Origin of the sequence: Citrobacter sp. Cpo065 (assembly GCF_030332805.1) — a bacterium.
Classification (GTDB): domain Bacteria; phylum Pseudomonadota; class Gammaproteobacteria; order Enterobacterales; family Enterobacteriaceae; genus Citrobacter; species Citrobacter portucalensis.
Genome location: NZ_JAOWHC010000031.1, coordinates 100915 through 127310, shown reverse-complemented (window position 1 = coordinate 127310; position 26396 = coordinate 100915). Strand labels below are relative to the sequence as shown.

20 protein-coding genes and 1 riboswitch are annotated in these 26396 nt (G+C 52.4%); of the genes, 7 read left to right on the top strand and 13 right to left on the bottom strand.

What is annotated here, in order from left to right; genetic code table 11:
- Positions 1-99 precede the first annotated feature (99 nt).
- Positions 100-951, bottom strand: coding sequence for a glutamate racemase (murI, locus tag OGY68_RS11715; protein ID WP_286617069.1), 852 nt, complete (start codon positions 949-951; stop codon positions 100-102).
- Positions 896-2752 carry a TonB-dependent vitamin B12 receptor BtuB gene (btuB, locus tag OGY68_RS11710; protein ID WP_032945649.1) on the bottom strand — a complete coding sequence of 619 codons (1857 nt, stop codon included), beginning with the start codon at positions 2750-2752 and terminating at the stop codon, positions 896-898. Before btuB ends, murI begins: the two co-directional genes overlap by 56 nt.
- 65 nt (positions 2753-2817) lie before the next feature.
- Positions 2818-3004, bottom strand: a riboswitch (cobalamin riboswitch).
- A 115-nt stretch (positions 3005-3119) separates the two neighbouring features.
- Here btuB and trmA point away from each other — a divergent pair.
- Positions 3120-4220: a tRNA (uridine(54)-C5)-methyltransferase TrmA gene (trmA, locus tag OGY68_RS11705; RefSeq protein ID WP_057068745.1), complete on the top strand. Its 1101-nt coding sequence runs from the start codon at positions 3120-3122 to the stop codon at positions 4218-4220.
- A 72-nt stretch (positions 4221-4292) separates the two neighbouring features.
- Here trmA and OGY68_RS11700 read toward each other — a convergent pair whose 3' ends face one another.
- Positions 4293-4652 carry a YijD family membrane protein gene (locus tag OGY68_RS11700; protein WP_003825114.1) on the bottom strand — a complete coding sequence of 120 codons (360 nt, stop codon included), beginning with the start codon at positions 4650-4652 and terminating at the stop codon, positions 4293-4295.
- Positions 4653-4667: 15 nt separating this feature from the next.
- The gene (gene fabR / locus OGY68_RS11695; RefSeq protein ID WP_003028862.1) at positions 4668-5303 is read right to left on the bottom strand and encodes an HTH-type transcriptional repressor FabR; all 636 of its coding nucleotides are present in this window, start codon (positions 5301-5303) and stop codon (positions 4668-4670) included.
- Positions 5304-5494: 191 nt separating this feature from the next.
- Here fabR and sthA point away from each other — a divergent pair, with 191 nt between their 5' ends.
- Positions 5495-6895, top strand: a complete 1401-nt coding sequence (gene sthA / locus OGY68_RS11690) for a Si-specific NAD(P)(+) transhydrogenase (RefSeq protein ID WP_003028860.1) — start codon at positions 5495-5497, stop codon at positions 6893-6895.
- Here the strand turns inward: sthA and oxyR are convergent.
- From oxyR to argC, 4 genes are all read right to left on the bottom strand, one after another.
- Complete coding sequence (oxyR, locus tag OGY68_RS11685) at positions 6878-7795, bottom strand: DNA-binding transcriptional regulator OxyR (protein ID WP_008787060.1); 918 nt, start codon at positions 7793-7795, stop codon at positions 6878-6880. The genes sthA and oxyR overlap by 18 nt on opposite strands.
- A gap of 332 nt (positions 7796-8127) precedes the next feature.
- Positions 8128-9498, bottom strand: coding sequence for an argininosuccinate lyase (argH, locus tag OGY68_RS11680; RefSeq protein WP_032945646.1), 1371 nt, complete (start codon positions 9496-9498; stop codon positions 8128-8130).
- A 108-nt stretch (positions 9499-9606) separates the two neighbouring features.
- The gene (argB, locus tag OGY68_RS11675; RefSeq protein ID WP_003028854.1) at positions 9607-10380 is read right to left on the bottom strand and encodes an acetylglutamate kinase; all 774 of its coding nucleotides are present in this window, start codon (positions 10378-10380) and stop codon (positions 9607-9609) included.
- A gap of 10 nt (positions 10381-10390) precedes the next feature.
- Positions 10391-11395: an N-acetyl-gamma-glutamyl-phosphate reductase gene (gene argC, locus OGY68_RS11670; RefSeq protein ID WP_057068741.1), complete on the bottom strand. Its 1005-nt coding sequence runs from the start codon at positions 11393-11395 to the stop codon at positions 10391-10393.
- A gap of 155 nt (positions 11396-11550) precedes the next feature.
- Here argC and argE point away from each other — a divergent pair, with 155 nt between their 5' ends.
- The 4 genes from argE to OGY68_RS11650 all read left to right on the top strand — a co-directional run bounded on the left by argE (position 11551) and on the right by OGY68_RS11650 (position 18579).
- Complete coding sequence (gene argE, locus OGY68_RS11665; RefSeq protein WP_003028848.1) at positions 11551-12702, top strand: acetylornithine deacetylase; 1152 nt, start codon at positions 11551-11553, stop codon at positions 12700-12702.
- A gap of 269 nt (positions 12703-12971) precedes the next feature.
- Positions 12972-15623 carry a phosphoenolpyruvate carboxylase gene (ppc, locus tag OGY68_RS11660; RefSeq protein WP_003825139.1) on the top strand — a complete coding sequence of 884 codons (2652 nt, stop codon included), beginning with the start codon at positions 12972-12974 and terminating at the stop codon, positions 15621-15623.
- Between the two features lie 210 nt (positions 15624-15833).
- Positions 15834-17567: a phosphoethanolamine transferase CptA gene (locus tag OGY68_RS11655; protein WP_057068739.1), complete on the top strand. Its 1734-nt coding sequence runs from the start codon at positions 15834-15836 to the stop codon at positions 17565-17567.
- Between the two features lie 151 nt (positions 17568-17718).
- Positions 17719-18579, top strand: coding sequence for a helix-turn-helix transcriptional regulator (locus tag OGY68_RS11650; RefSeq protein WP_032945642.1), 861 nt, complete (start codon positions 17719-17721; stop codon positions 18577-18579).
- On the opposite strand, the gene OGY68_RS11645 is transcribed toward OGY68_RS11650, so the two are convergent.
- From OGY68_RS11645 to OGY68_RS11625, 5 genes are all read right to left on the bottom strand, one after another.
- Complete coding sequence (locus OGY68_RS11645; RefSeq protein WP_008787052.1) at positions 18566-18922, bottom strand: PTS fructose-like transporter subunit IIB; 357 nt, start codon at positions 18920-18922, stop codon at positions 18566-18568. The genes OGY68_RS11650 and OGY68_RS11645 overlap by 14 nt on opposite strands.
- A 1-nt stretch (position 18923) precedes the next feature.
- The gene (locus tag OGY68_RS11640; RefSeq protein WP_128317573.1) at positions 18924-19802 is read right to left on the bottom strand and encodes a [formate-C-acetyltransferase]-activating enzyme; all 879 of its coding nucleotides are present in this window, start codon (positions 19800-19802) and stop codon (positions 18924-18926) included.
- A complete protein-coding gene (locus tag OGY68_RS11635; RefSeq protein WP_032945638.1) occupies positions 19768-22065 on the bottom strand; it encodes a formate C-acetyltransferase in 2298 nt (765 codons plus the stop codon). The genes OGY68_RS11640 and OGY68_RS11635 overlap by 35 nt, the downstream gene beginning before the upstream one ends.
- A 101-nt stretch (positions 22066-22166) precedes the next feature.
- On the bottom strand, positions 22167-22487 hold the full coding sequence (locus tag OGY68_RS11630; RefSeq protein WP_003825151.1) for a PTS fructose-like transporter subunit IIB: 321 nt from the start codon (positions 22485-22487) through the stop codon (positions 22167-22169).
- 14 nt (positions 22488-22501) lie between these two features.
- Complete coding sequence (locus OGY68_RS11625; protein ID WP_003825153.1) at positions 22502-23581, bottom strand: PTS fructose transporter subunit EIIC; 1080 nt, start codon at positions 23579-23581, stop codon at positions 22502-22504.
- Positions 23582-23889: 308 nt separating this feature from the next.
- On the opposite strand from OGY68_RS11625, the gene ptsP reads away from it, so the two are divergent.
- Positions 23890-26391 (top strand): phosphoenolpyruvate--protein phosphotransferase, encoded by a 2502-nt coding sequence (gene ptsP / locus OGY68_RS11620; RefSeq protein WP_057068747.1) that lies wholly within the window; start codon positions 23890-23892, stop codon positions 26389-26391.
- Positions 26392-26396: the final 5 nt, after the last annotated feature.

Sequence of the window (26396 nt, the reverse complement as noted above, 5' to 3'; positions counted from 1 at the left end):
GTTCCGTGTCAGTGGAGGCGCATTATAGGGAGTTATTTCAGGCTGACAAGGGGAAATTTAAAATAATCTTCCGAGTGCGTGTTTTTTCATCAAAACCACTTAAACTGACAGTTTTTCGAGCGTTTTAAAGCCATAGCGCTGTAGCACAGGCAATAATTGTTCAGCTTCTGTCGTCATTGCCATACAAAATGCAACGTTCTCATCGGTTGATTTCGCATCTGGTGCTTCATGCTCTAACAACCAGGCCGTGCGGCGCGCTATCGCGGCACCAGAATCCACCAGTCTCGTCCCCTCGGGAAGGACCTGTAAAAGCTCTTCCTGTAATAGAGGGAAATGAGTGCAACCGAGCACTACTGTGTCAGGTGGTTCAGACATCCGCAGCCACGGACGCAGAATACGCCGCAGCTCTTCCAGAGAAACTGTTTCACCGTGCAGCTTCGCTTCCGCCAGTTCCACCAGCTCAGCAGAACCCAACATTGCAATTTGGCATTCGTTAGCGAATCGCGCAATCAGCTCATGGGTATACGAGCGCTTCACCGTTGCACGTGTAGCCAGTAGCCCCACAACACCGTTCGCCGTGAGTCGCGCTGCCGGTTTAATCGCAGGCACCACGCCCACAACCGGGAATGCAAATTTCTCACGTAACGCAGGGAGCGACACCGTGCTTGCTGTATTACACGCGATGACCGCAAGAGAGAGGGGATAGCGCTGCTGGACCGCAGTCACAATCTCAACAACACGCTCGACGATAAACTCCTCGCTCTTCTCTCCATAAGGAAAAGCGACGTTGTCGAAAGCGTAGATATAGTGGAGATCCGGCAGAAGGTGCCGGATCTCGTCATAGACCGACAACCCACCGACGCCGGAATCAAATACCAGCACGGTGGGACGGGGATCAGAAGGTGTAGCTGCCAGACAAGGTGTATTCCCGTCCTGCAGTTGCGTAGCCATAAACTGTCTCGTAATCTTTATCGAACAGGTTGGCGATTTTACCACGAACTGTCAGCTGTGAGGTGATTGGATATGACACTCCGATATCCCACAAGCTGACGCCGCCCAATTTAACATCACGATTATTGTCGTAATCATTATCGTAACGTTCACCTATATATTGATAAGCAACGTTCCACCCCAAGTCCTGAACCTGCCCAGTTAACTCATACTTAACCTGCTGTTTTGCTCGGCGATAGAGTACCTTATTCGTATCATCATCCCGCGGGTCAACATACTGTAGCGTCAGGTGATGATCTACCGGGCCAGTCGTAACATTCCCAGTCCATTCCAGCCCTTTAATCGTGGCTGACTTAACGTTGACGTACTGGTTATTCTTGTAATCGATCAGGTTTTGAATTTCATAATGATATGCAGAAAGACGCCAATCAAGCGGCCCTGTCAATCCATCAATCCCTGCTTCCCACTGTTTAGATTCTTCCGGTTTCAAATTCGGGTTGGCTGCAATACCCGGCCCATAGGAAGAGGCAAAACGCGTAGCCCCGTATTGCTGACCAAGTGAAGGAGCCAGGAAACCTGTGCCATAAGAGAGCGTTGCACGGTAGCCATCAACAAACTCCCAGCCTGCAGCAGTCTGCCAGGTGCCATGCCAGCCGAATTGTTCATCATGATCTTCACGGCCTGAGGCTTCCAGCGTGACGCTATCAATTTGTTGTTGCCCAGTTAGATAAAGTCCGGTCGTATCACGTTTATAAGCGTCCGATTTCGTGGTACTACTGGAAGTCAGCTTTTCTTGTTTCCAGTCGACACCACCGCTAATCGCTCCATGCCCAACCTCAACGTTATTTCCCCACTGAATATAGCGCTGTTCCATATTATCCAGCGTAGCATCCCCCGCATAACGACCGAGTTGATTGCTATAGTTGTAATCTTTGAGATGCTGGTAGTTAGCAATCAGTTGGGCGGAATAGATACCTGAGCTGTAACGAAGGCCGGAATCCCAGGACTGAGTGTAATTCTGAGCTTCGTCATTACCGCCAGCATAGCCATAAGAGCCCTGATCGTAATCGCTATTCGCCGTGTAGCCGTAACCACGGAAGAAACCGGAGAAGTTATCGTTAAACTTGTGCTGCAAGCCGCCCCAGAACAGTTTGTTGCGATAACCATCGCGATCGCTGTCACCGCTGTAAGGGGAATCAGGTTGAATGTTAAAACCTTTGGTCGTCTGGTAAGCGCCAGCCGCCGTCACCATCGTGTCACCAAATCGTTTATTTATCGTGCCGTCGTAGGTCTGATAACCATCAGTCCCCATACCTGCGTTGATCTGTGATTTCTCTTCATTACTCATCGTAATGATGTTCATCACACCACCGATCGCACCAGATCCGTACACAGCTGAACGCGGCCCGCGAATATATTCAACACGTTGCACCAACGATACCGGAATCTGACCAATATCAATCGCATTACCGATGCCTGCACGCGCCATCGGCACGCCATCAATCAATACCAGGACATGCCGGGACTCAGTACCGCGAACATACAGCGAGGAGCTTTTCCCCATACCGCCGCTTTGCGAAATATCTACGCCCGGCAATCGGCGCATGACATCATTGAGATCTTTTGACTGCCAGCGCTGAATATCTTCACGCGTCACCACATCAGTGGGGGCAAGGACAGTATTAACAGGCTGCTGAAAACGGTTGGCAGTAACAACGAGAGTATCTGGGCTAGTATCCTGTGCCCAACCAGAAAATGCCGTGACGGAAAGTGCCGTGCACAGCAACGATTTTTTAATCATTGTAAAGCATCCACAATATAAGAAGGATGCCGCAGGTCCCACCGATAGTACGCGATGATGAAAGCCAGATGCGACGTTAGCCGGCAGGTCTTCGGGCTTGGAGGCAACTTAAAGAGACGATGACTTCCCACGGCATGCCGCAGTGTCTGCACCAGGTGCGCTCATCCCCTACCTTCCTTACCGCTGCGCGTCAGCTCCAGATTCACACTGGATTCCCTTTTAACTCACAGGACCGGAAAACGGATGCTACAGTTTGTTACAACCCACTGTCCAGACTGCGTATCACAATATCGGAAATCATCAATGACTGGACATCTGATGAGCAATCCCTACAATCCCCGCGTACTTTTATTTTTCAGGACGCATCATGACCCCCGAACACCTTCCGACAGAACAGTACGACGCACAGTTAGCTGAAAAAGTGGTGCGTCTGCAGAGCTTAATGACGCCATTTTATGCACAGGCTCCGGAAGTGTTTCGCTCACCGGTCAGCCACTACCGTATGCGCGCGGAATTCCGTTTGTGGCATGACGGTGATGATCTGTACCACATCATGTTCGACAGCCAGACTAAAAACCGTATCCGTGTCGACAGCTTCCCGGCAGCCAGTGAGCTTATCAACACGCTGATGACGGCAATGATCGAAGGCGTTCGCAACAACCACGTCCTGCGTCACAAACTGTTTCAGATTGATTACCTCACAACCCTGAGCGATCAGGCGGTGGTATCGATGCTGTACCATAAAAAGCTGGATGATGAATGGCGTCAGGAAGCTGAAACGCTGCGGGATGTGCTACGGGCGAAAAACCTGAATGTGCATCTGATTGGCCGGGCAACCAAAACCAAAATCGAGCTGGATCAGGACTACATTGACGAACGCCTACCGGTTGCGGGTAAAGAGATTATCTATCGCCAGGTTGAGAACAGCTTCACCCAGCCGAACGCCGCCATGAATATTCAGATGCTGGAGTGGGCGATTGATGTCACCAGGGGCTCAAAAGGCGACCTGCTGGAGCTGTATTGCGGCAATGGCAATTTCTCGTTAGCCCTGGCACAAAACTTCAACCGCGTACTGGCGACGGAAATCGCCAAGCCGTCCGTTGCTGCTGCACAGTACAACATTGCGGCTAACCAGATTGAAAACGTACAAATAATCCGCATGGCGGCCGAAGAGTTTACTCAGGCGATGAACGGCGTTCGCGAGTTCAACCGTTTGCAGGGAATCGATCTAAAGAGTTACCAGTGTGAAACTATCTTCGTTGACCCACCGCGCAGCGGTCTGGACAGCGAAACGGAGAAAATGGTGCAGGCGTATCCGCGCATTCTGTACATCTCCTGCAATCCGGAGACGCTGTGTAAAAACCTGGAAACGTTAAGCCAGACGCACAATGTTTCACGTCTGGCGCTATTCGATCAGTTCCCGTATACGCACCATATGGAGTGCGGCGTACTGTTAACCAAGAAGTAAAACTGAACGTAGGCCGGCCGCTTCAGATTGCCGGATGGCGGCTTTGCCTTATCCGGCCTACAGTTACAACTGTTACTCTGCTATTTCCTGCTTACGGTTACGCACTTTAAAGCCGATCCAGAACACCAGAATCACCGACAGTACCGCCGGGAAGAAATTAGAACCAATATCCGGATATTCAGCGCGTACTACGGTGCTGTACAACAGAACGCCGAGGATAAAGCAGGCGGCAGCCAGGCCCGGCAATCCCACAGGCATGGTGCGGTTCTGATAGCGTTGATGCAGACAATACACCGTCAGCACCAGCGAAATGATCGGGAATACTGAGAATGGCACAATGGAGCTAAACAGCGCCGCAAATGTACCATTGATCGATAAGCCAGCAACCAGCGCCAGCAGCAGCGTACCTTTATCTTGACCTGACTGTTTCATTGCTTGTCCTTCTCGTTACTCGGAGTGGTGCGTCATCTTCTCTTGTTCACGGCGGTACCAATAAAATGCGCCTTTCGCGATCATGCGTAGTTGCAATACCAGCCGCTCTTCCAGCTGTCGGCGCTGTTCAGCGCCAACATCCAGTGCTTCTGCCCCGGCGCTGAACACAATGGTTACCATAGCTTCGGCTTGCGCTTCAGTAAACGCACGAGGCATATGGTTTTCGAGTTCCAGATAGTCCGCAAGTTCCGCAATGAAGTGCTGAATTTCACGAGCGACCGCTGCACGAAACGCAGCGGATGTCCCCGAACGCTCGCGCAATAATAAACGGAAGGCGTTGGGATTGTTGCCGATGAACTCCATAAATGTTGAGACCGAGGTGCGGATCACACTCCCGCCCTTCGCGATACGCTGGCGCGCCTGGCGCATCAACTGACGCAGCATCAGACCGCTCTCGTCCACCATCGTCAGGCCGAGTTCATCCACATCGCGGAAATGGCGATAAAACGAGGTTGGCGCAATGCCCGCTTCACGAGCGACTTCGCGTAAACTGAGGCTGGCAAAACTACGCTCAGCGCTGAGTTGACTAAATGCGGCTTCTACCAGCGAACGCCGGGTTTTCTCTTTTTGTTGCGCTCTAACGCCCATCACGATGTCTGAATCCTTCCACATACCTTGCTGGCACTATACCAGAGATTAGGCGGTTGGCATGGCTTTGTGAATGATTGTTTACGCGCAGTTTGTGCTTCGACTTCGCAAAAAAGCACAACGATAATTGGGTTATCTCAACAACGATGTTACTATTCTGTTGCTTTTATGTATAAGAACAGGTAAGCCTGACCATGTCACATTCTTACGATTACGATGCAATAGTAATAGGTTCCGGTCCCGGCGGCGAAGGCGCGGCAATGGGTCTGGTTAAGCAAGGAGCGCGCGTCGCGGTGATTGAGCGCTATCATAATGTCGGCGGAGGTTGTACCCACTGGGGCACCATCCCGTCGAAAGCTCTCCGCCACGCCGTCAGCCGCATTATTGAATTCAATCAGAACCCACTGTACAGCGACCACTCCCGACTCCTTCGTTCTTCTTTCGCCGATATTCTCAACCACGCTGATAACGTTATTAATCAGCAAACGCGTATGCGGCAAGGATTTTACGAGCGCAACCACTGCGAAATTTTGCAGGGAAATGCCCGTTTTGTTGATGAACACACGATCGCCCTGGAATGTCACGACGGTACGGTGGAAACGCTGACTGCGGATAAGTTTGTTATTGCCTGCGGTTCGCGTCCTTATCGCCCTGTTGATGTCGACTTTTCGCATCCCCGGGTTTACGACAGTGACTCTATCCTGAGCCTGCACCACGAACCCCGTCATGTGCTGATTTATGGCGCGGGGGTCATTGGATGTGAATATGCGTCGATCTTCCGTGGAATGGACGTCAAAGTTGATTTAATCAACACCCGCGATCGTCTGCTGGCATTCCTCGATCAGGAGATGTCCGACTCGCTCTCTTACCACTTCTGGAACAGCGGTGTGGTCATTCGCCACAACGAAGAGTATGAGAAGATTGAAGGTTGCGATGACGGCGTCATCATGCACCTGAAGTCCGGTAAGAAACTGAAGGCCGACTGCCTGCTGTACGCCAATGGCCGTACCGGTAATACCGATTCGCTGGCGCTGGAAAACATTGGTCTGAAAACCGACAGCCGCGGGCAGCTCAAAGTGAATAGTATGTACCAGACGGCGCTGCCGCATGTGTACGCCGTAGGGGATGTGATTGGTTATCCGAGCCTGGCATCGGCGGCCTACGACCAGGGACGCATTGCCGCCCAGGCACTGGTAAAAGGCGAAGCCACTGCGCATCTGATCGAAGATATCCCAACCGGGATTTATACCATTCCGGAAATCAGCTCCGTTGGTAAAACCGAACAGCAGCTCACGGCAATGAAAGTTCCCTACGAAGTTGGCCGCGCCCAGTTTAAACATCTGGCACGTGCACAAATCGTGGGTATGAGTGTCGGAACGCTGAAGATCCTGTTCCATCGCGAAACCAAAGAGATTTTGGGGATCCACTGCTTTGGGGAGCGCGCGGCCGAAATTATTCACATCGGACAAGCGATAATGGAGCAAAAAGGTGGTGGTAACACTATCGAGTACTTCGTTAACACCACCTTTAACTACCCAACCATGGCAGAAGCCTATCGGGTAGCGGCGCTAAATGGCTTAAACCGCCTGTTTTAACGCACTGTCGAAATGGCCATCCATTGATCCACGGATGGCCTCTGCCAGCTGTTCATAACGGCTGCGCAGCGGCGAACCAGGACGGTACACCAGACCAATCGTACGACGCGGTTCGGGTTTAATGCATGGCAGATAAACGACACCATCACGCTTACGCTCCGGTGGAACGGCCAGCGCAGGCAGTAAGGTAATACCACTGCCTGCCGCCACCATGTTACGCAGCGTTTCCAGACTGGTTGCCCGAAAATGGGTATCTTCATCAGCACCCGCTTCAAAGCAGAAACCCATCGCCTGATCGCGCAGGCAGTGGCCATCTTCCAGCATCAGCAGTTTTTCACCCGCCAGATCGGACATCGGTACACAGTCACGGTTTGCCCATGGGTGATCTTCATAGATCGCCAGCATCATAGGCTCATCAAATAACGGTACTTCGATGAACGCCTCACTCTCTTTGACCAGCGCCAGAATGACGCAGTCGAGCTTGCCGCTATCCAGTTGCGCCAACAGCTGATGTGTCTGCGCTTCATGGAGATACATCTCCAGTTTTGGGAAGGTCTGGTGCAACATCGGAATAATATGCGGCAGCAGGTATGGGCCCACCGTTGGGATCAAACCAATATGCAGCGGGCCAGACATTGTCTCGCCTTGTTGGCTTGCCATCTCCTTGAGCACTTTGACCTCGCGCAGCACAGTGCGCGCCTGATCCACCAGCAGCAAACCGGCCTGGGTGAACAGCACCTTGCGGCTCGTACGCTCCAGCAACATGACGCCAAGCTCATCTTCCAGCTTGCGGATCTGCCCGCTCAGCGTGGGTTGGCTAACGTGACAGGAGTCTGCCGCTCGTCGGAAGTGACGATGTTCGGCTAGTGCCACCAGGTATTCAAGATCACGAATATTCATTATTCATCCTCCATCGCCACGATAGTTCGTAGCGATAGGTAGCATAGCAACGAACGATTATCCCTATCAAGCTTTCTGTTTAATAATGCACCACAGAAACGGAACGGTACCCCTTTAACCCTTGAAGCTACTGTCCGTTTGAGAGTTTCTCTCATACTCGAAATAACTAAAGCCAACGTGAACTTTTGCGGACCTTGAGTCCGCATTTTTTTTGCATAAAAAAGCCCGGCGTCGCAAAGCTCGGCCGGGTTATGGTTTGGTAGGCCTGATAAGCGTAGCGCCATCAGGCAGAACGGCGCACAGTGCCGGATGGCGGCTTCGCCTTATCCGACCTACAGGCGTGCCTTCGCGTAGTCGATCGCCTGCGCAACCTGCTGCGGCGACACGCCACCTTTCGCTGCACGTTTATCCAGACACGATTGCAACGAGAGGATCGGGTAAACGTCATCGCCAATCACCTGGCTGAACTTTTGTAAGTCGGCAAGCGACAGCGCTTCCAGCGGTTTGCCCTGACGAATCGCCTCGACCACCGTTTCCCCCACAATATGGTGCGCTTCGCGGAACGGGACGCCTTTCGCCACCAGATAATCCGCCAGCTCAGTGGCGTTAGCATAACCCTGCTGCGCCGCTTCCTGGCAACGCGGACGTTTCACCTGGATTCCATCCAGCACCAGCGCGGCCATATGCAGACAGTCCAGCCAGGTGTCGAGCGCGTCGAACAGCCCTTCTTTGTCTTCCTGCATATCTTTGTTGTATGCCAGTGGAAGGCCTTTTAAAGTCATCATCATGCCGGTCAGCGCACCCTGCACGCGACCGCATTTACCACGGATCAGCTCCAGCGCATCCGGGTTTTTCTTCTGCGGCATCAGAGATGAACCGGAAGTCACACGGTCGGAGAGTTCAACAAAGCCCGCTTCGCCGGTGTTAAAGAAAATCAGATCTTCAGCAAAACGCGACAGGTGTACCATGCCGATAGAGGCGTCGGAGAGTAACTCCAGCACGTGGTCACGGTCAGAAACGCTGTCCAAGCTGTTGCGCGTTGCCGAGGCAAAGCCCAACCAACCCGCCAACTGCTCGCGATCGATTTCATACGCCGTACCCGCCAGCGCGCCGCAGCCTAACGGACTGACGTCCAGGCGTTTGAGCGCATCCTGCAAACGGCTCTCGTCACGCGCCAACATTTCAACATAGGCCAGACACCAGTGAGCAAACGTCACCGGCTGCGCACGTTGCAGGTGGGTGTAACCCGGCATGACGGCGTCCTGGTTATTCTCCGCCGTCACCACCAGCGCAGTTTGCAACTGACGATTGGCCGACAGTAATTCGATAACCGTGTCTTTGCACCACAGCTTGAGATCGGTCGCGACCTGGTCATTACGGCTACGCCCGGTATGCAGTTTTTTACCAAGCTGGCCGACTTTATCAATCAGCTTACCTTCCACCCAACTGTGAATATCTTCGGCATCGCTTTGCAAAATCTGCTGAGGATTCGCGCGAACCTCTTCCAGCAGGTTATTCAGCGCCTCTTCCAACTGCAGCTGTTCATCGGCAGTCAGTACACCGACCGTTACCAACGCTTTGGACCAGGCCACAGAGCCAACAATATCCTGTTCTGCCAGGCGGTAGTCAAAACGCAACGAGTCGTTGAACTGTTTGAACCGCTGATCTGCTGCCTGTGTAAAACGCCCACCCCAAAGTGCCATAACGAATTTCCTTAATATGATATTTTTGCCCGGTGGCGCTGCGCTTACCGGGCCTACAAAACCCACGTAGGCCGGATAAGGCGAAGCCGCCATCCGGCACATTAATAGTTAAGCCAGAATACGCGTACCAATTGGCGTGCCGTTAAACAGCGCCGGAAGTTGCTCTGCATGACGCCAGGAGGCGATATCCACCGGACGGCCCAGCGTACGCGCGGCATCCAGCGCTGCATTCACCTTCACGATCATGCCATCGGTAATAATGCCCTGTTCAATCAGCTGTTCCGCTTTCGCCGCGGTCATTTCGGCAATGCGCTGGCCTTTGCCATCCAGAATACCGCTCACATCAGAGAGCAGGATCAGATCCGCACCCAGCGTTGCCGCCAGCGCCGTTGCAGCCTGATCGGCATTCACGTTCATCAGCAGACCATCATCAGTGACACCAATAGAGCTCACTACCGGCAGAAAACCGCTTTCCAGCAGCGTGTTAATCAGCTTAGGCGAACCCGGCTGCGCCAGTCCAACATGACCCAGTTCTTTATCGAGCGGCGTCACTTTTACGCTGTCGCCATCGCCAAGATACAGACCAACAGACGCGATGTGATGCTTTTTCGCCCAGGCCAGCAAGGTTTTATTCGCCGTTCCCGCCAGGGCACCGGTAATAATGTCAATTTGATCGGCAGGCGTGACGCGCAGACCATTTTTCTTTTTCACCGGCAGATTCAGCTGCTTCATCAGCTCGTCGACCACGCAGCCGCCGCCGTGCACAATGACCAGCGGACGCTGGTGCGACTCACGATAATTCACCAGTGCGGTAAACAGACGCTCCAGCGCCTCTTCGCTATCCAGTAAAACGCCGCCCAGCTTGATAATTAATGGATTCATTGTTGCACCCTTAAATAAGAGACTGCGTTTGGGCAAAGCCAAAACGAATATTTGCGCACTGCATCGCCTGTGACGCCGCGCCTTTCAATAAGTTGTCTTCCGTCGCCACAACGATCAGATGCTCACCCTGCACAGAAAACCCGATATCACAGAATGGTAATCCAACCACATTCTTCAGCGCTGGAACCCCTTTGTCATACAGACGCACCAGCGGTTTATCGCCATACGCCTGTTGCAGCGTCTGAGCCACCTGAGCATGAGTTACGCCCGCTTTAAGGCGGCAAGTGATAGTTTCCAGAATTCCGCGCGGGAAGTTGCCCAGATGCGGGGTGAAAATCACTTCAGCCCCCAGATGAGTAGCGATTTCCGGCTGATGACGATGGGTAAACACGCCATACGGTTGCAGGCTTACTTCGCAAAAACTATTAGAGATAGCCGCTTTACGGCCCGCGCCGCTTACGCCGCTGGTCGCATTAATTACCGGCCACTGGCTGAGATCCAACAACCCGGCGTCAATCAGTGGTTTCAGCGAAAGCTGCGCCGCCGTCGGGTAACAACCCGGCACAGCAATCAGATTCGCTTCTTTCAGTTGGTCTTCTTTCCATTCCGCCAGCCCGTAAACTGCCTGCTCCAGCAGGTCGGGATGCTGATGGGTAAAACCATAATATTTTTCATAGAACGCGCCGTCATTTACGCGAAACGCGCCAGAGAGGTCAAACACCACGCAACCGGCCTGCAAAAACTGCGGAGCCAGGTCATGACTTACCTCATGAGCCGTTGCGAGGAACACAACATCCACCCCTGCGCTAAACTCGCTGATATCTGACATTGGCTGCAACGGTAAATCGACAATGCCTTTCAACTGCGGATGCAAATCGGAGATTAATTTTCCTGCATCATTGCTTTGCGCTGAGACGGTCAAAGCGGTTATGGTCATATCAGGATGGCGATTTACATAGGTCACAAGCTCTGCGCCGGCATAGCCACTGGCGCCCACAATCAGCGTATTCAACATCGGGGCTGCTCACCTTCTTAGATTCTGTTGCCAGGTATAAGCCTTTATCACCTCACCTTACACTTGGTGGGTTTTATTACGCTCAACGTTAATGTATTTTTATTCATAAATACTGCATGAATATTGATACTATCATGACCCGAGGTGTGTCAACAATGAAAAACAATTTACCGCCATTTATCGAGATTTACCGCGCTCTGATTGCCACGCCATCGATTAGCGCTACCGAAGAAGCGCTCGATCAAAGCAATGCAGGTTTAATCACTCTGTTGGCGGGCTGGTTTAAAGATTTAGGCTTCAATGTGGAGGTCCAGCCGGTTCCCGATACGCGGAATAAATTCAATATGCTGGCGAGCATTGGACAGGGCGCTGGTGGTCTGTTGTTGGCGGGCCATACCGATACCGTACCCTTTGACGACGGACGCTGGACGCGCGATCCGTTCACCCTGACCGAGCATGACAATAAGCTCTATGGTTTGGGTACGGCGGACATGAAAGGCTTCTTCGCCTTTATCCTCGACGCGTTGCGTGATGTCGACGTCACGAAGCTGAAAAAGCCCCTCTACATTCTGGCCACTGCTGACGAAGAGACCAGCATGGCGGGAGCTCGCTACTTCTCTGAAACCACTGCTCTGCGCCCAGACTGCGCGATTATTGGCGAACCCACTTCACTGCAACCGGTTCGCGCACACAAAGGTCATATCTCTAATGCGATACGCATTCTGGGACAATCGGGTCATTCAAGCGATCCGGCGCGTGGCGTTAATGCGATTGAACTGATGCATGATGCCATCGGCCATATCATGCATCTGCGCGATGACCTGAAAGCGCGCTATCACCATGATGCCTTTACCGTTCCGTATCCAACGTTAAATTTGGGCCACATCCACGGCGGCGACGCCGCCAACCGAATCTGCGCCTGCTGCGAACTGCATATGGATATTCGCCCGCTACCGGGTATGACGCTAAACGATCTCAATGGGTTACTTAACGAAGCGCTGGCCCCTGTCAGCGAACGCTGGCCGGGCCGCCTGACCGTATCGGAACTGCATCCACCGATTCCAGGCTATGAGTGTCCGCCTGACCATCAACTGGTAGAGGTGGTTGAGAAACTGCTGGGCGCACAGACTGAAGTGGTGAACTACTGCACCGAAGCGCCATTTATCCAGACGCTTTGCCCGACGCTGGTATTGGGTCCAGGTTCTATTAATCAAGCGCATCAGCCGGATGAATATCTGGAAACACGCTTTATTAAGCCAACTCGCGAATTAATCACCCAGGTTGTGCATCATTTCTGCTGGCATTAACTGCTTGTCACCCCGCTAATCCTTTAGTGGTAAGCGGGGTGATTTTTTAACATTTCCATAAGCAACGCTTATTTGATTGGATGTGAATTAAATAACGTAAATTCACGGCATTTATTCGTTTGCTGAACCGATTTCGCAGCAATTGACGTCACGTGTTTTACGTGGCTTTATAAAAGACGGCTAAAAAGTTAAGTCCGCAAGATTTCGCGTGATAGTCAGGCGTGAAAGATACAGGACATATTCAAAATAGATGGGGTGTCTGGGTTAATATGAACGAACAATATTCCGCGTTGCGTAGTAATGTCAGTATGCTCGGCAAAGTGCTGGGAGAGACCATCAAGGATGCGCTGGGAGAGAACATTCTTGATCGCGTAGAAACAATTCGTAAGCTGTCCAAATCATCTCGCGCTGGCAATGAAGTTAATCGCCAGGAATTGCTCACCACACTGCAAAATCTGTCTAACGACGAGCTGCTGCCGGTTGCCCGCGCATTTAGCCAGTTCCTGAACCTGGCCAACACCGCCGAGCAATACCACAGCATTTCGCCAAAAGGCGAAGCAGCCAGCAACCCGGAAGTGATTGCTCGCACTCTGCGTAAACTGAAAGAGCAGCCCAACCTCAATGACGCCACCATCAAGAAAGCCGTAGAATCACTCTCTCTGGAGCTGGTACTCACCGCCCACCCGACCGAGATCACTCGTCGTACGCTGATCCATAAAATGGGTGAAGTAAACGCCTGCCTCAAACAGCTTGATAACAAAGACCTCGTCGATTATGAACGCAACCAACTGATGCGCCGTCTGCGTCAGCTCATTGCCCAGTCCTGGCATACGGATGAGATCCGCAAGCTGCGCCCAAGCCCGGTTGATGAAGCTAAATGGGGTTTCGCGGTAGTTGAAAACAGCCTGTGGGAAGGTGTACCGAACTACCTGCGTGAGCTGAATGAACAACTGGAAGAGCATCTGGGTTATAAGCTGCCGGTTGATTTTGTCCCGGTTCGATTTACTTCCTGGATGGGCGGTGACCGTGATGGTAACCCGAACGTAACGGCAGATATCACCCGTCACGTGCTGCTGCTCAGCCGCTGGAAAGCGACAGACCTGTTCCTGAAAGACATCCAGTTTCTGATTTCTGAGCTGTCGATGGTGGATGCCACGCCGGAGCTGATGGCGCTGGTAGGCGAAGAAGGTGCAGCTGAACCTTATCGCTATCTGATGAAAACCCTGCGTTCTCGTCTGATGGCAACCCAGGCCTGGCTTGAAGCCCGTCTGAAAGGCGAGAAATTGCCGAAACCAGCGGGACTTCTCACCCAAAACGAACAGCTTTGGGACCCGCTTTACGCGTGCTACCAGTCTCTACAGGCCTGTGGCATGGGCATCATCGCCAATGGTGAATTGCTCGACACCCTTAGGCGCGTGAAGTGTTTCGGTGTGCCGCTGGTGCGTATTGATATTCGTCAGGAAAGCACCCGTCATACTGAAGCCTTGGGCGAACTGACCCGTTATCTGGGCATTGGCGACTACGAAAACTGGTCGGAAGCGGATAAACAGGCTTTCCTGATCCGCGAACTGAATTCCAAGCGTCCGCTCCTGCCGCGTAACTGGGAACCGAGCAACGACACCCGTGAAGTGCTCGATACCTGTCGGGTCATTGCCGAAGCCCCATATGGCTCCATTGCCGCCTATGTTATCTCGATGGCGAAAACTCCGTCGGATGTGCTGGCCGTGCATCTGCTGCTGAAAGAAGCCGGAATTGGTTTTGCTATGCCGGTCGCTCCGCTATTTGAAACGCTGGACGACCTCAACAATGCCGATGACGTCATGTCTCAACTTTTAAATATCGACTGGTACCGCGGCTTTATTCAGGGCAAACAGATGGTCATGATTGGCTATTCTGATTCCGCAAAAGACGCGGGCGTGATGGCGGCCTCCTGGGCGCAATACCAGGCTCAGGACGCGCTAATCAAAACCTGCGAAAAAGCCGGTATCGAACTGACGCTTTTCCACGGTCGCGGTGGTTCCATTGGTCGCGGCGGCGCGCCTGCACATGCGGCGCTACTCTCTCAACCGCCGGGCAGCCTGAAAGGCGGTCTGCGCGTGACAGAACAAGGGGAGATGATCCGCTTTAAGTACGGCCTGCCGGAAGTGACCATCAGCAGCCTGTCGCTGTACACCGGAGCAATTCTGGAGGCCAACCTGTTACCACCGCCAGAACCGAAAGATAGCTGGCGTCATATCATGGATGAGCTTTCCGATATTTCCTGCGAGCTCTATCGTGGATATGTGCGTGAAAACAAAGACTTCGTCCCTTATTTCCGCTCAGCGACACCGGAGCAGGAACTGGGTAAACTCCCGCTCGGTTCACGTCCGGCAAAACGCCGTCCGACCGGCGGGGTAGAGTCTCTGCGCGCCATTCCGTGGATCTTCGCCTGGACGCAGAACCGCCTGATGCTCCCGGCCTGGCTGGGTGCAGGTACCGCGCTGCAAAAAGTGGTTGAAGACGGCAAGCAAAGCGAACTTGAAGCCATGTGCCGCGACTGGCCATTCTTCTCCACACGCCTTGGCATGCTGGAAATGGTTTTCGCGAAAGCAGACCTGTGGCTGGCAGAGTATTACGATCAGCGCCTGGTCAAAAAAGATCTGTGGCCGTTGGGTGCAGAGCTACGCCAACGCCTGGCAGCAGATATCGATGTCGTACTGGCGATTGCCAACGACTCACATTTGATGGCCGACCTGCCGTGGATTGCCGAGTCCATTCAGTTAAGAAATATTTATACTGACCCGCTAAACGTATTACAGGCAGAGCTGTTACACCGCTCACGCCTGGCGGAAGAGCAAGGCAATGCACCGGACCCACGCGTAGAACAAGCATTGATGGTCACAATCGCTGGTGTCGCCGCTGGTATGCGCAATACAGGCTAACGTCCCTCCCCCGTCGCCTTCGTGCTATTATTCGGAGGCGACGGCAAAAACCGCTGTTACAACCACTTCATTTTCAATATATTCCCCCTCGAATATATTCATCAAATGAATATAAAGATGGCAAAACACGATCCTAAGATCGTGATGCTTCAGTTCCTCTTAATGTTTAAGTGCTACTCTTGGCGCTACAATTAAAGACAGGCTTACATTATGCAATCCTTACACCCCCAGTCTAAACCTAAATTTAGCTGGAAAGCCCTGGGCTGGGCGCTCCTCTATTTTTGTTTTTTTTCCAGTTTACTCCAGGTCGTTATTCTCTTATCCGGCTATAGCGGAACTAATGGTTTACGCGACTCCTTGCTGTTCAGTTCGCTGTGGTTGATTCCGGTATTCTTATTTCCAAACCGTATCCGCGTTATTGCTGCCGTCATTGGCGTAATGCTATGGGCAGCCTCGCTGGCTGCTCTAAGCTATTACGTCATTTACGGACAAGAGTTCTCGCAAAGCGTTCTGTACGTAATGTTTGAAACCAATGCGAACGAAGCCAGCGAATATCTGAGCCAGTATTTCAGTCTGAAGATTGTCTTGATTGCGCTGGCCTATACAGCTGTGGCAATTCTGCTATGGACACGTCTGCGTCCTGTGCATATTCCATCGCCCTGGCGCTATCTGGTGTCGTTTGCACTGTTATACGGTTTGATTCTGCATCCGATGACGGTGAACACGTTTATCAAACATAAACCATTTGAAAAAACGTTGAATGGTCTCGCCTCACGCATGGAACCAGCTGCACCATGGCAATTCATCTCCGGTTATTATCAGTATCGTCAGCAGTTGACCGCGCTGAACAGCCTGCTGAATGAGAACAATGCCCTGCCGCCGTTGGCCAACTTTAAAGACAGCTCAGGTGATGCACCGCGTACGCTGGTACTGGTGATTGGCGAATCAACGCAACGTGGCCGCATGAGCCTGTACGGTTACCCACGCGAAACAACGCCGGAACTGGATGCACTGCATAAATCCGATCCTAACTTCACCGTGTTCAATAATGTCGTGACCTCCCGTCCGTACACCATTGAAATCCTGCAGCAGGCGCTGACCTTTGCCAACGAGAAGAACCCGGATCTGTATCTGACTCAGCCGTCCCTGATGAACATGATGAAACAGGCAGGTTATAAAACCTTCTGGATCACCAATCAGCAGACGATGACCGCCCGCAACACCATGCTGACGGTGTTCTCTAAGCAGACGGATAAACAGTTCTATATGAACCAGCAGCGTACGCAAAGTGCGCGCGAATATGACAGCAACGTGCTGGCACCGTTTAAAGAAGTACTGGCCGACCCTGCACCGAAAAAGTTCATCATCGTGCACCTGCTGGGAACGCATATTAAGTACAAATTCCGCTATCCGGATGGTCAGGGTAAGTTCGACAATAATGTCGACAATGTGCCCGCAGGCCTGAGTGACGATGAGCTGGAAGCCTACAACGATTACGACAGCGCGAATGTCTACAATGACCATATCATTGCCAGTCTGATCAAAGACTATAAAGCGACCGATCCGAACGGCTTCCTGCTGTACTTCTCCGATCATGGGGAAGAGGTATACGATACGCCGCCGCATAAAACGCAGGGTCGTAATGAAGACAACCCAACGCGTCATATGTATACGGTGCCGTTCCTGCTGTGGACCTCGGAAAAATGGCAGGCCGCACACCCGCGTGACTTCTTACAGGATGTGAATCGTAAATACAGCAGCTCAGAGCTTATCCACACCTGGTCTGATTTAGCGGGCTTCACCTATGATGGTTTCGATCCAACTCGTGCCATTACCAGCCCGCAGTTCAAAGAGACGACCCGCTGGATTGGCAACCCGTACAAAAAGAATGCCCTGATTGATTACGATACCCTGCCTTACGGCGATCAAATCGGTAATCAGTAACAGTCTGCCGGATGCGCTACGCTTATCCGGCCTACAGCTCGCAAAGACTTGTAGGCCGGATAAGGCATTAGCCGCCATCCGGCAATAATCACTTGAGGGCGATTGTTTTCAACGTTACTGTTTCCCTGTCTGCTGCCTGCAAGGGATTAACATGTATCACGACATCAGCCACCTGCTCTCTCGCCTGATCAACGGCCCCACACCGCTGCGGCAGATTTACTTTGCCAGCACCAGTAGCTCAACGCCGGAACTGGCGTATCAGGTCGATTTTCCCCGACTGGAGATTGTGCTGGAAGGTGAATTCATCGATAACGGTGTTGCTGGCGCATCCGCGACGTTACAGCCTTGCGATGCCTTGTTCGTTCCGGCTGGTGGCTGGAACTTTCCACAGTGGCTCACACCGGTGACCACGCTCAGTATATTATTTGGCAAACAGCAACTGGGTTTTAGCATCGTGCAGTGGGACGGTAAGCAATATCAAAACCTTACCCGCCAGCACGTCGCGCGCCGTGGACCGCGTATTGGCTCATTCCTGCTGCAAACGCTCAATGAAATGCAGATGCAGCCGCAGGAGCAGCAAACCGCCAGGCTAATCGTTGCAAGCTTACTGAGCCACTGCCGCGATCTGCTCGGCAGCCAGATCCAAACCGCATCACGCAGCCAGGCGCTTTTCGAAGCCATTCGCAACTATATTGACGAACGCTACGCTTCACCGCTCACCCGAGAATCCGTCGCGCAGGCGTTCTACATCTCACCCAATTATCTTTCCCACCTTTTTCAAAAAACGGGCGCTATCGGTTTTAACGAATACCTGAACCACACGCGACTGGAACACGCAAAAACGCTGTTGAAGGGTTACGAATTGAAGATTAAAGAGGTGGCGCACATTTGTGGGTTTGTTGACAGCAACTACTTCTGCCGCCTGTTTCGCAAAAATACAGAACGTTCACCATCAGAATACCGTCGGCAATACCACAGCCAATTGACGGAGAAAGAAGCTAATCCAGAGTAAGATGTGTGTGCTGTGGCGCTGAAAGCAGCTTTCGCACGGCGCTCATCACCCGCTGCGGCTCACGCAGAAATGCGCTAATGCCCGACTGAACGTATCGGCTCTGCGTAAAACGCTCTGCTCCTGCCAGTTCAATATCAGTAATGAGCAACACCACATCAGCGCGGTTAATATCCTCTTCCGTCAGGCGATTTTCGGTACCCAGTGCCCCTTGAGTTTCGATCTTGATGCTCCATTTTTCCTGCTGGCAAAGTTTCTCCAGCCGCTCAGCTGCCATATAGGTATGGGCTACGCCGCTTACGCACGCGGTGACAGCAACCAGATATCGTACAGGTGCGATGGTCATACTATCCTCCTACTGTTACCTGAAATCCGGCGCATTCTGCCATCTTACGTATAATATCCACCTCTTGCGCTGTCGGTACGGGCACTTCTTTCATCAACCAGGGCAAACCGAGCAGGCTGTATTTGGGCTCGCCATATTGATGAAACGGTAGCAGGTGTACCTGTTTTATGCCTAGTGATGACAACATCGTCAACACATGCTGCGTGTTATCTGAATTCATCGTAAAGCCCGGAATCAGCGGCAGGCGAGGTATGACATTAACCCCTTCCTCCACCAATAGCCGTAAATTCGCCAGTACACGCGGTAGGTTCATGTTGATGACCTCACGAGCCAGATCTCCATCCATTATTTTGAGGTCGAACAACACCTCATCACACTCTTTTGCCAGCGATAACAAGCGACCGGCCGGCGCATCGCCAGCCGTTTCAATTGCACAGCGCACATCCCAGCGCCGCAGACGTTGCAGGAACCGTGTGGCAAAGGGCGCTTGCATCAGCACTTCACCGCCGGAAAGCGTTACCCCCCCACCAGAAGAGCGAAAGAAAATATCATCTTTCATCACTTCACGTTCCAGATCGTCCAACGTGATATCACGACCAATACGTTCAAATGCCCCAGAGGGACACTCGTCGGCATCACGCAGACAGGGTGTACAGTGCAGACATTTACTCTCCCGCCGTACCGTTTCAATACGTGGCGAGAGTGATTCCGGGTTAGCACACCAAGGGCAGGTATGCGGACAGCCTTTAAAAAAGACGACCGTACGAATACCCTGCCCATCATTCAGTGAGTAACGCTGAATGTTGAATATACGCGCGACTTCCTCGCCTCGTGGGTCAATTACCTCACAGTTGATGCGCGGTGCGGCGAATAATGTCATCCTGGATCTCCTTCGACAACTCGACAAAGAAGGCGCTGTAACCCGCCACGCGCACCACCAGCCCGGTGAAATCCTGCGGGCGCTGCTGCGCTTCGCGCAATGTGTCGGCATTCACCACGTTAAACTGGATATGCTGGAGTTTGAGCTGGGTAAATGCCCGCAGAAAATCCGCCAGCTTGCGTAAACCGGCCTCACCTTCCAGTGTGGCTGGCGTAAACTTCACGTTCAGCAACGTCCCATTGGAAAGCAGTGTGTTATCCAGCTTGCTGACCGACTTCAATACCGCCGTCGGTCCTTGCATATCCTGTCCCAGCATCGGCGACAGCCCCCCATCTGCCAGTTGCTCCCCGGCTAAGCGGCCATCCGGTGTTGCCCCAACGACCGAACCCAGCGGCACGTGTGCAGAGACGGTATACGAACCCGGCGTAAATTGCCCGCCGCGCGGATTCTGGTATTTCTCTACCTCTTTGCAGTAATGACGTAGCAGTTCGGCGCTAATGTTATCTACATCATCGATATCGTTGCCGTATTTTTCGAAGCGATTGATCAGCCTGGCGCGAACTTTCTCGCCTTCCGGGGTAGCAAAGTTATCTTTTAGCACCGACAAAAGTTCATCAAAAGATAAGCGCTGTTGTTCGAATACCAGCCCATTGAGCGCATGCAGCGAATCGCTCAGGTTTGCAATACCGATCCCCTGTACGCCGGAGAAGTTATAACGCGCACCGCCGTCGGTAATATCGCACCCTTTATCCAGACAGTCGCTAATAAACGAGGAGAGCAGCGGCACCGGCGCCCAGTCGCGGTGACCGATATCGCAGATATTACTGCCCTCCACCATCAACGTGATGTAGTGGCTGATTTTGGCACGAATATGCGCCAGGAGATCGTCGTACGTCAGAGTACGGTTGCCTTCGTTCTCATGCAGACAAATTTCCATCACTTTCAGCAGATTAAACATAGCGATATCGTGCAAACCGTATGTTCTGCCTGGAATAGACAGCTCGACACAGCCTACTACCGCGTAATCCCGCGCATCTTCCAGCGAAACACCGCGATTCAGAAACGCGGGCACCACCACTTCATCGTTAAAGATTTGCGGGATGCCGGTACCAAGACGAATGGTCTGTGCTGTTTTCATCAGGAACGGTGTATCGATCAACGCATTCGTGCGCACACCGAGGTTTGGTTGTGGTAGCTGTACGTTCTGATACGCATCAAGACAGAGGAAAGACAATACATTTACCGCACTACGACCATTCTCCGTCAATCCCCCCAGTAGCGCGGTGTAGCCTGTTGGGAAGCCAGCGAAGTAGCGCGCACTGCTGGTGGAACGCAGCAGTACGATGTCATTACATTTCACCCACAGGGATTCGAGGATCTCTTGTAAGAATGCTGGGTCTTCCCCCTGGGTCAGCGAGGCCTGATAAAACGGCAGCATATACTGGTCGAAGCGTCCGAGTGAAAGAGAACTGGCGTTGGATTCATATTGCAAAATAATGTTCATGTACCAGAACAGCTGACATGCCTGCCAGAAAGTTTGCGGCTTGCTTTGAGCGTTATGCCGAGAGTTTTCAGCAATCGTCAGTAATTCCTGGCGTCGCTGCGCATCCGGGCAGCTTTCCGCCATCTTCTCTGCCAGCATAGCGTAACGCAGAATATGGTTTTGCGAAGCCTCAAGCAGCAGCAGCGCAGCCTGATAAAAGTGATTCTCCGGCTGCTGCAGACAATGCGCTCGCATCTGCGCTACCAGTTCGCCAAGCCCATGATTCAACAGGCGTGGATAATCAATAATGATATGTCCCTGACCTTTGTCAGTCTGGTTAATGCTAAAAATCTGGGTACTGACGGCAGCTTTAACCTCATCGGTCATCTGACCGTTGATGAAATCTTTCATCGACCGCTTTTCCCAGTACGGATACAGCACATCGCGATAGAGATGTTTATCCTCTTCGCTGATGTCAAAACGGTCCTGCGGACGGGTTGGAAACTGCTCCAACTCTTTAAGCAGCCAGTAAGGATCCATTTCCGGTGACATAATGCCCGCACGCGGTTTAACAGTACGGTTTCCGGCAATCAGTTCCTCATCACGAATCGAAATCTCAACGTGCTCAAGAATATATGCGGTGGCTTTCGCCCGACGCAGAATAACCGGCTCTCCCTCCGTCTGCTGGTGGCTGGCGGTATATAACAGCGCACGTTCAAGCGAAATTTCACGGTTGTTCTGAAACAGAGCGGTTTTTAAACGTTGGATACGGTTCGTCATGAGGAACTCCTGCGGAAATAGTTGCCTGATGGCGCTACGCTTATCAGGCCTACGCATCTGTAGGCCGGATAAGGCGAAGCCGCCATCCGGCAAACAAACGGTTAAGCGGTTTGCGCCAGATGCGCGCCAATCTTGTTCATGATGGCGTCGGCACGTTTCACTGCATCGCTGATGTTGACGCGAACGATAGTTTTGCCCGCAAAACGTTCTTCAAATTTAATACCAATGTCCTTGGTCAGAATGACCATGTCGGCTTCCGCCACATCCGCCGCGGTCAGTTCGTTTTCCAGACCGATCGAACCCTGAGTCTCAACCTTTACTTGCCAACCTTTAGCTTTAGCGGCGCTTTCCAGCGCTTCGGCTGCCATATAGGTGTGGGCAACGCCAGAAGGACATGCGGTTACTGCGATAATCTTGGTCATGACTCATTCCTCACTTAATTCATTTCAAAATCTAAATCCAGGTCATCTTCTTTCTGATCGACCTGAGACACTTTTTTCCGCGCCAGACTTTTCAGTACGTTAACGCACACGGCGGTCACTACAGCACCAACGGCAACCGCCGCGATATAACCCAGTTTTCCTTCCACTACAGGCAGAACAATCAGCCCGCCCCAGCCGGCATAACACTGCGCACCAAACAGGGCGGCGGTTACCGTGCCACAGGCGGAACCCACCATAATCGATGGAATGACACGCAGCGGATCGGCTGCAGCAAACGGAATCGCGCCTTCCGTTACGCCAACGCAGCCCATTACCAGCGCAGCTTTACCGGCTTCGCGTTCTTCAGAAGAGAAATTCTTACGACCAATCAACGTCGCCAAACCTAAACCCAGCGGCGGCACGCAGATCCCTACTGCGGCGATTGCCACGACGGTATAAACCCCCTGCGCCACGCAAATCAGCATGAAGGCGTAGGCAACTTTGTTAATTGGCCCTCCCATATCGAAGGCCAACATCAGTCCCATAATTACCGCCAGCAGCACAATGCTGCCCTGCTGCATACCCTGCAGCCACTCGGTCAGGCTAGTGGTTAACGCGCCAACAGGCTCCCCCAGCCCCCACATCATGATGCCTGCGGTGATAAAAGTGCCGACGATGGGAATAACGAAGATAGGCATTACCGAACGCAACACCTTATGTACGGGGATCTTCTTCAGATAATGGACAACGATACCGCCAATAATCCCAGCAATTAATGCGCCAAAGAAACCTGCACCGAAGCTGTTTCCCACCCATGCGCCAATCGCACAAGGGGCCAGAGCAGAACGTTCAGCGATGGAATAGCCGATATAAGCAGCAAGAAATGGCACCATCAAAGTCAACCCGGCGACGCCAATATCAAACAGCTTTTTAAGATTAGGATCGGTCGCAGCATCCGGTACCGCGCCTTTGCCATACAGCATGACGGAGACAGCCAGCAAAATACCGCCCGCTACTACGAAGGGGATCATATGCGAAACACCGGTCATCAGGTGCTGACGAGTATTTTTCAGGATTTGTACCAACTCTTTCATAAGTCGCTCCCGGGCTGCCTAAAGCCCATATCCATAAACTTGTTGCGGAAAACAATAGGCAATCTGACGCGACGCAAACAGTGGATAAAAAGGCCATTTGCTGGACTTTTGTAATGTCAGTACAAAAATGCGATCCGCCTCATAACTTGCAGTTTCTCAGAATTTATAGTGGATACGCTGACTTGTGAGGGATGTCTCACTTTGATAGTTACATTACATTTATCCAGTTTTTGGCAGATTTGTCACATGGCAGGCTCAGGCGTTGCCCTTTTATCCTGTAGCGAGAAATCGTTATGGGAGATGAGGCTATGGCCCTGATTGTGGAATTTACCTGTGAGCTACCCAATGGCGTACATGCACGCCCGGCAAGCCACATAGAAACGCAGTGCAACACCTTTACCTCACACATTGAGTGGCACAACCTGCGTACCGAACGTAAGGGCAACGCTAAGAGCGCACTATCGTTGATTGGCACCGATACTCTGGCGGGTGATAGCTGCCAGTTGCTGATTTCCGGTACAGATGAACAGGCAGCCCACCAGCATCTGAGCCAATGGTTACGAAATGAATTTCCGCACTGCGATGCACCGCTAGCGGAAGCCAAAAACAACGAGCTGGAGCCACTTCCGGCATCGCTCACCCATTTAAATCCACAGCTTTTCCGCGCTCGCACCGTCTGCAGCGGCAGCGCAGGGGGCGTTCTGAGTCTGCTTTCTTCGCTGGATCTTAACGCGCTCAGTAACCTTCCATCCGCTCAAGATATTGAAACCGAGCAAGCGGCACTGGATAACGGTTTAACGCTGTTGATGAAAAATATTGAGTTTCGATTACTCGACAGCGACGGCGCTACCAGTGCGATTCTGGAAGCACACCGCTCGCTGGCAAGCGACCTCTCACTGCGCCAGCACCTGCTCGCCGGCGTATCACGCGGGTTAAGCTGCGCCCAGGCGGTTGTCGAAAGTGCCGGACATTTTTGTGATGAATTCGCCCGTTCAAGCAGCAGTTATTTACAGGAGCGTGCACTGGATGTACGCGATGTTTGCTTCCAGCTTCTGCAGCAAATTTATGGGGAACAGCGCTTCCCTGCACCGGGAAAACTGACCCAGCCTACGGTTTGCATGGCGGATGAGCTAACACCGAGCCAGTTCCTCGAACTGGACAAAACATTGCTGAAAGGCTTGCTGTTAAAAAGCGGTGGTACTACGTCACACACGGTGATTCTCGCCCGGTCATTCAACATCCCTACGCTGGTTGGCGTAGATATTGAATCTTTGATGCCATGGCTACAGCAAACGGTTTATATCGATGGTAACGCAGGAGCAGTCGTCGTTGCCCCTGATGAATCCATCGTACGTTATTATCAGCAAGAAGCCCGTATCCAGGATGCCATTCGGGAACAGCAACGTATCTGGCTGACCCAGGAGGCACGCACGGCTGATGGCATCCGTATGGAAGCCGCCGCCAACATCGCCCACTCCGTCGAAGCACAAGCAGCTTTTAGTAACGGTGCGGAAGCGGTTGGCCTGTTCCGTACGGAAATGCTGTATATGGACCGTACCTGCGCCCCGGATGAGAACGAGCTATACAACATTTTCTGCCAGGCGCTGGAACCCGCAAAGGGACGCAGCATTATTGTACGCACCATGGATATCGGCGGTGATAAACCCGTTGATTATCTTAATATTCCTGCTGAGGCCAACCCGTTTCTCGGTTATCGCGCGGTGCGTATTTATGAAGAATATGCCACGTTGTTTACCACGCAACTACGATCGATCCTGCGCGCCTCAGCGCACGGTAGCCTGAAAATCATGATCCCAATGATCTCCTCGATGGAAGAGATCCTGTGGGTCAAAGAGAAACTGGCAGAAGCCAAGCAGCAACTGCGAAGTGAACACATTCCGTTTGATGAGAAGATCCAGCTCGGTATTATGCTGGAGGTTCCGTCTGTGATGTTCATCATTGACCAATGCTGTGAAGAGATTGATTTCTTTAGTATTGGTAGCAATGACCTGACGCAATACCTGCTGGCAGTCGACCGCGACAACGCCAAAGTTACCCGCCACTACAACAGCCTGAATCCGGCCTTCCTGCGCGCACTGGATTACGCCGTGCAGGCAGTACATCGGCAGGGGAAATGGATTGGCCTGTGTGGCGAACTGGGTGCCAAAGGTTCGGTGCTGCCATTGCTGGTGGGACTGGGTCTGGACGAAATCAGTATGAGCGCTCCCTCCATTCCCGCCGCCAAAGCGCGGATGGCGCAACTCGACAGCCGTGCCTGCCGTCAATTGCTGAATCAAGCGATGGCTTGTCGAACCTCGCTGGAGGTCGAACATCTGCTGGCTCAGTTCCGCATGACCCAACAGGATACGCCTCTGGTTACCGCCGAATGCATCACACTGGACAGCGACTGGCGCAGTAAAGAAGAGGTCATCAAAGGGATGACCGACAACCTCCTGCTGGCAGGCCGTTGCCGCTATCCACGTAAACTGGAAGCAGACCTGTGGGCGCGCGAAGCCGTCTTCTCTACCGGATTAGGTTTTAGCTTCGCCATTCCACACAGCAAATCCGAACATATTGAGCAGTCCACCATCAGCGTAGCGCGCCTGCAAGCGCCGGTACGTTGGGGTGATGATGATGCACAGTTCATTATTATGCTGACGCTCAACAAACATGCCGCTGGCGATCAGCATATGCGTATTTTCTCGCGTCTGGCGCGCCGCATTATGCATGAAGAATTCCGTAACGCGCTGGTTAGTGCCGCCTCAGCCGACGCTATCGCCAGCCTGTTGCAACATGAACTTGAACTTTAAAGAGG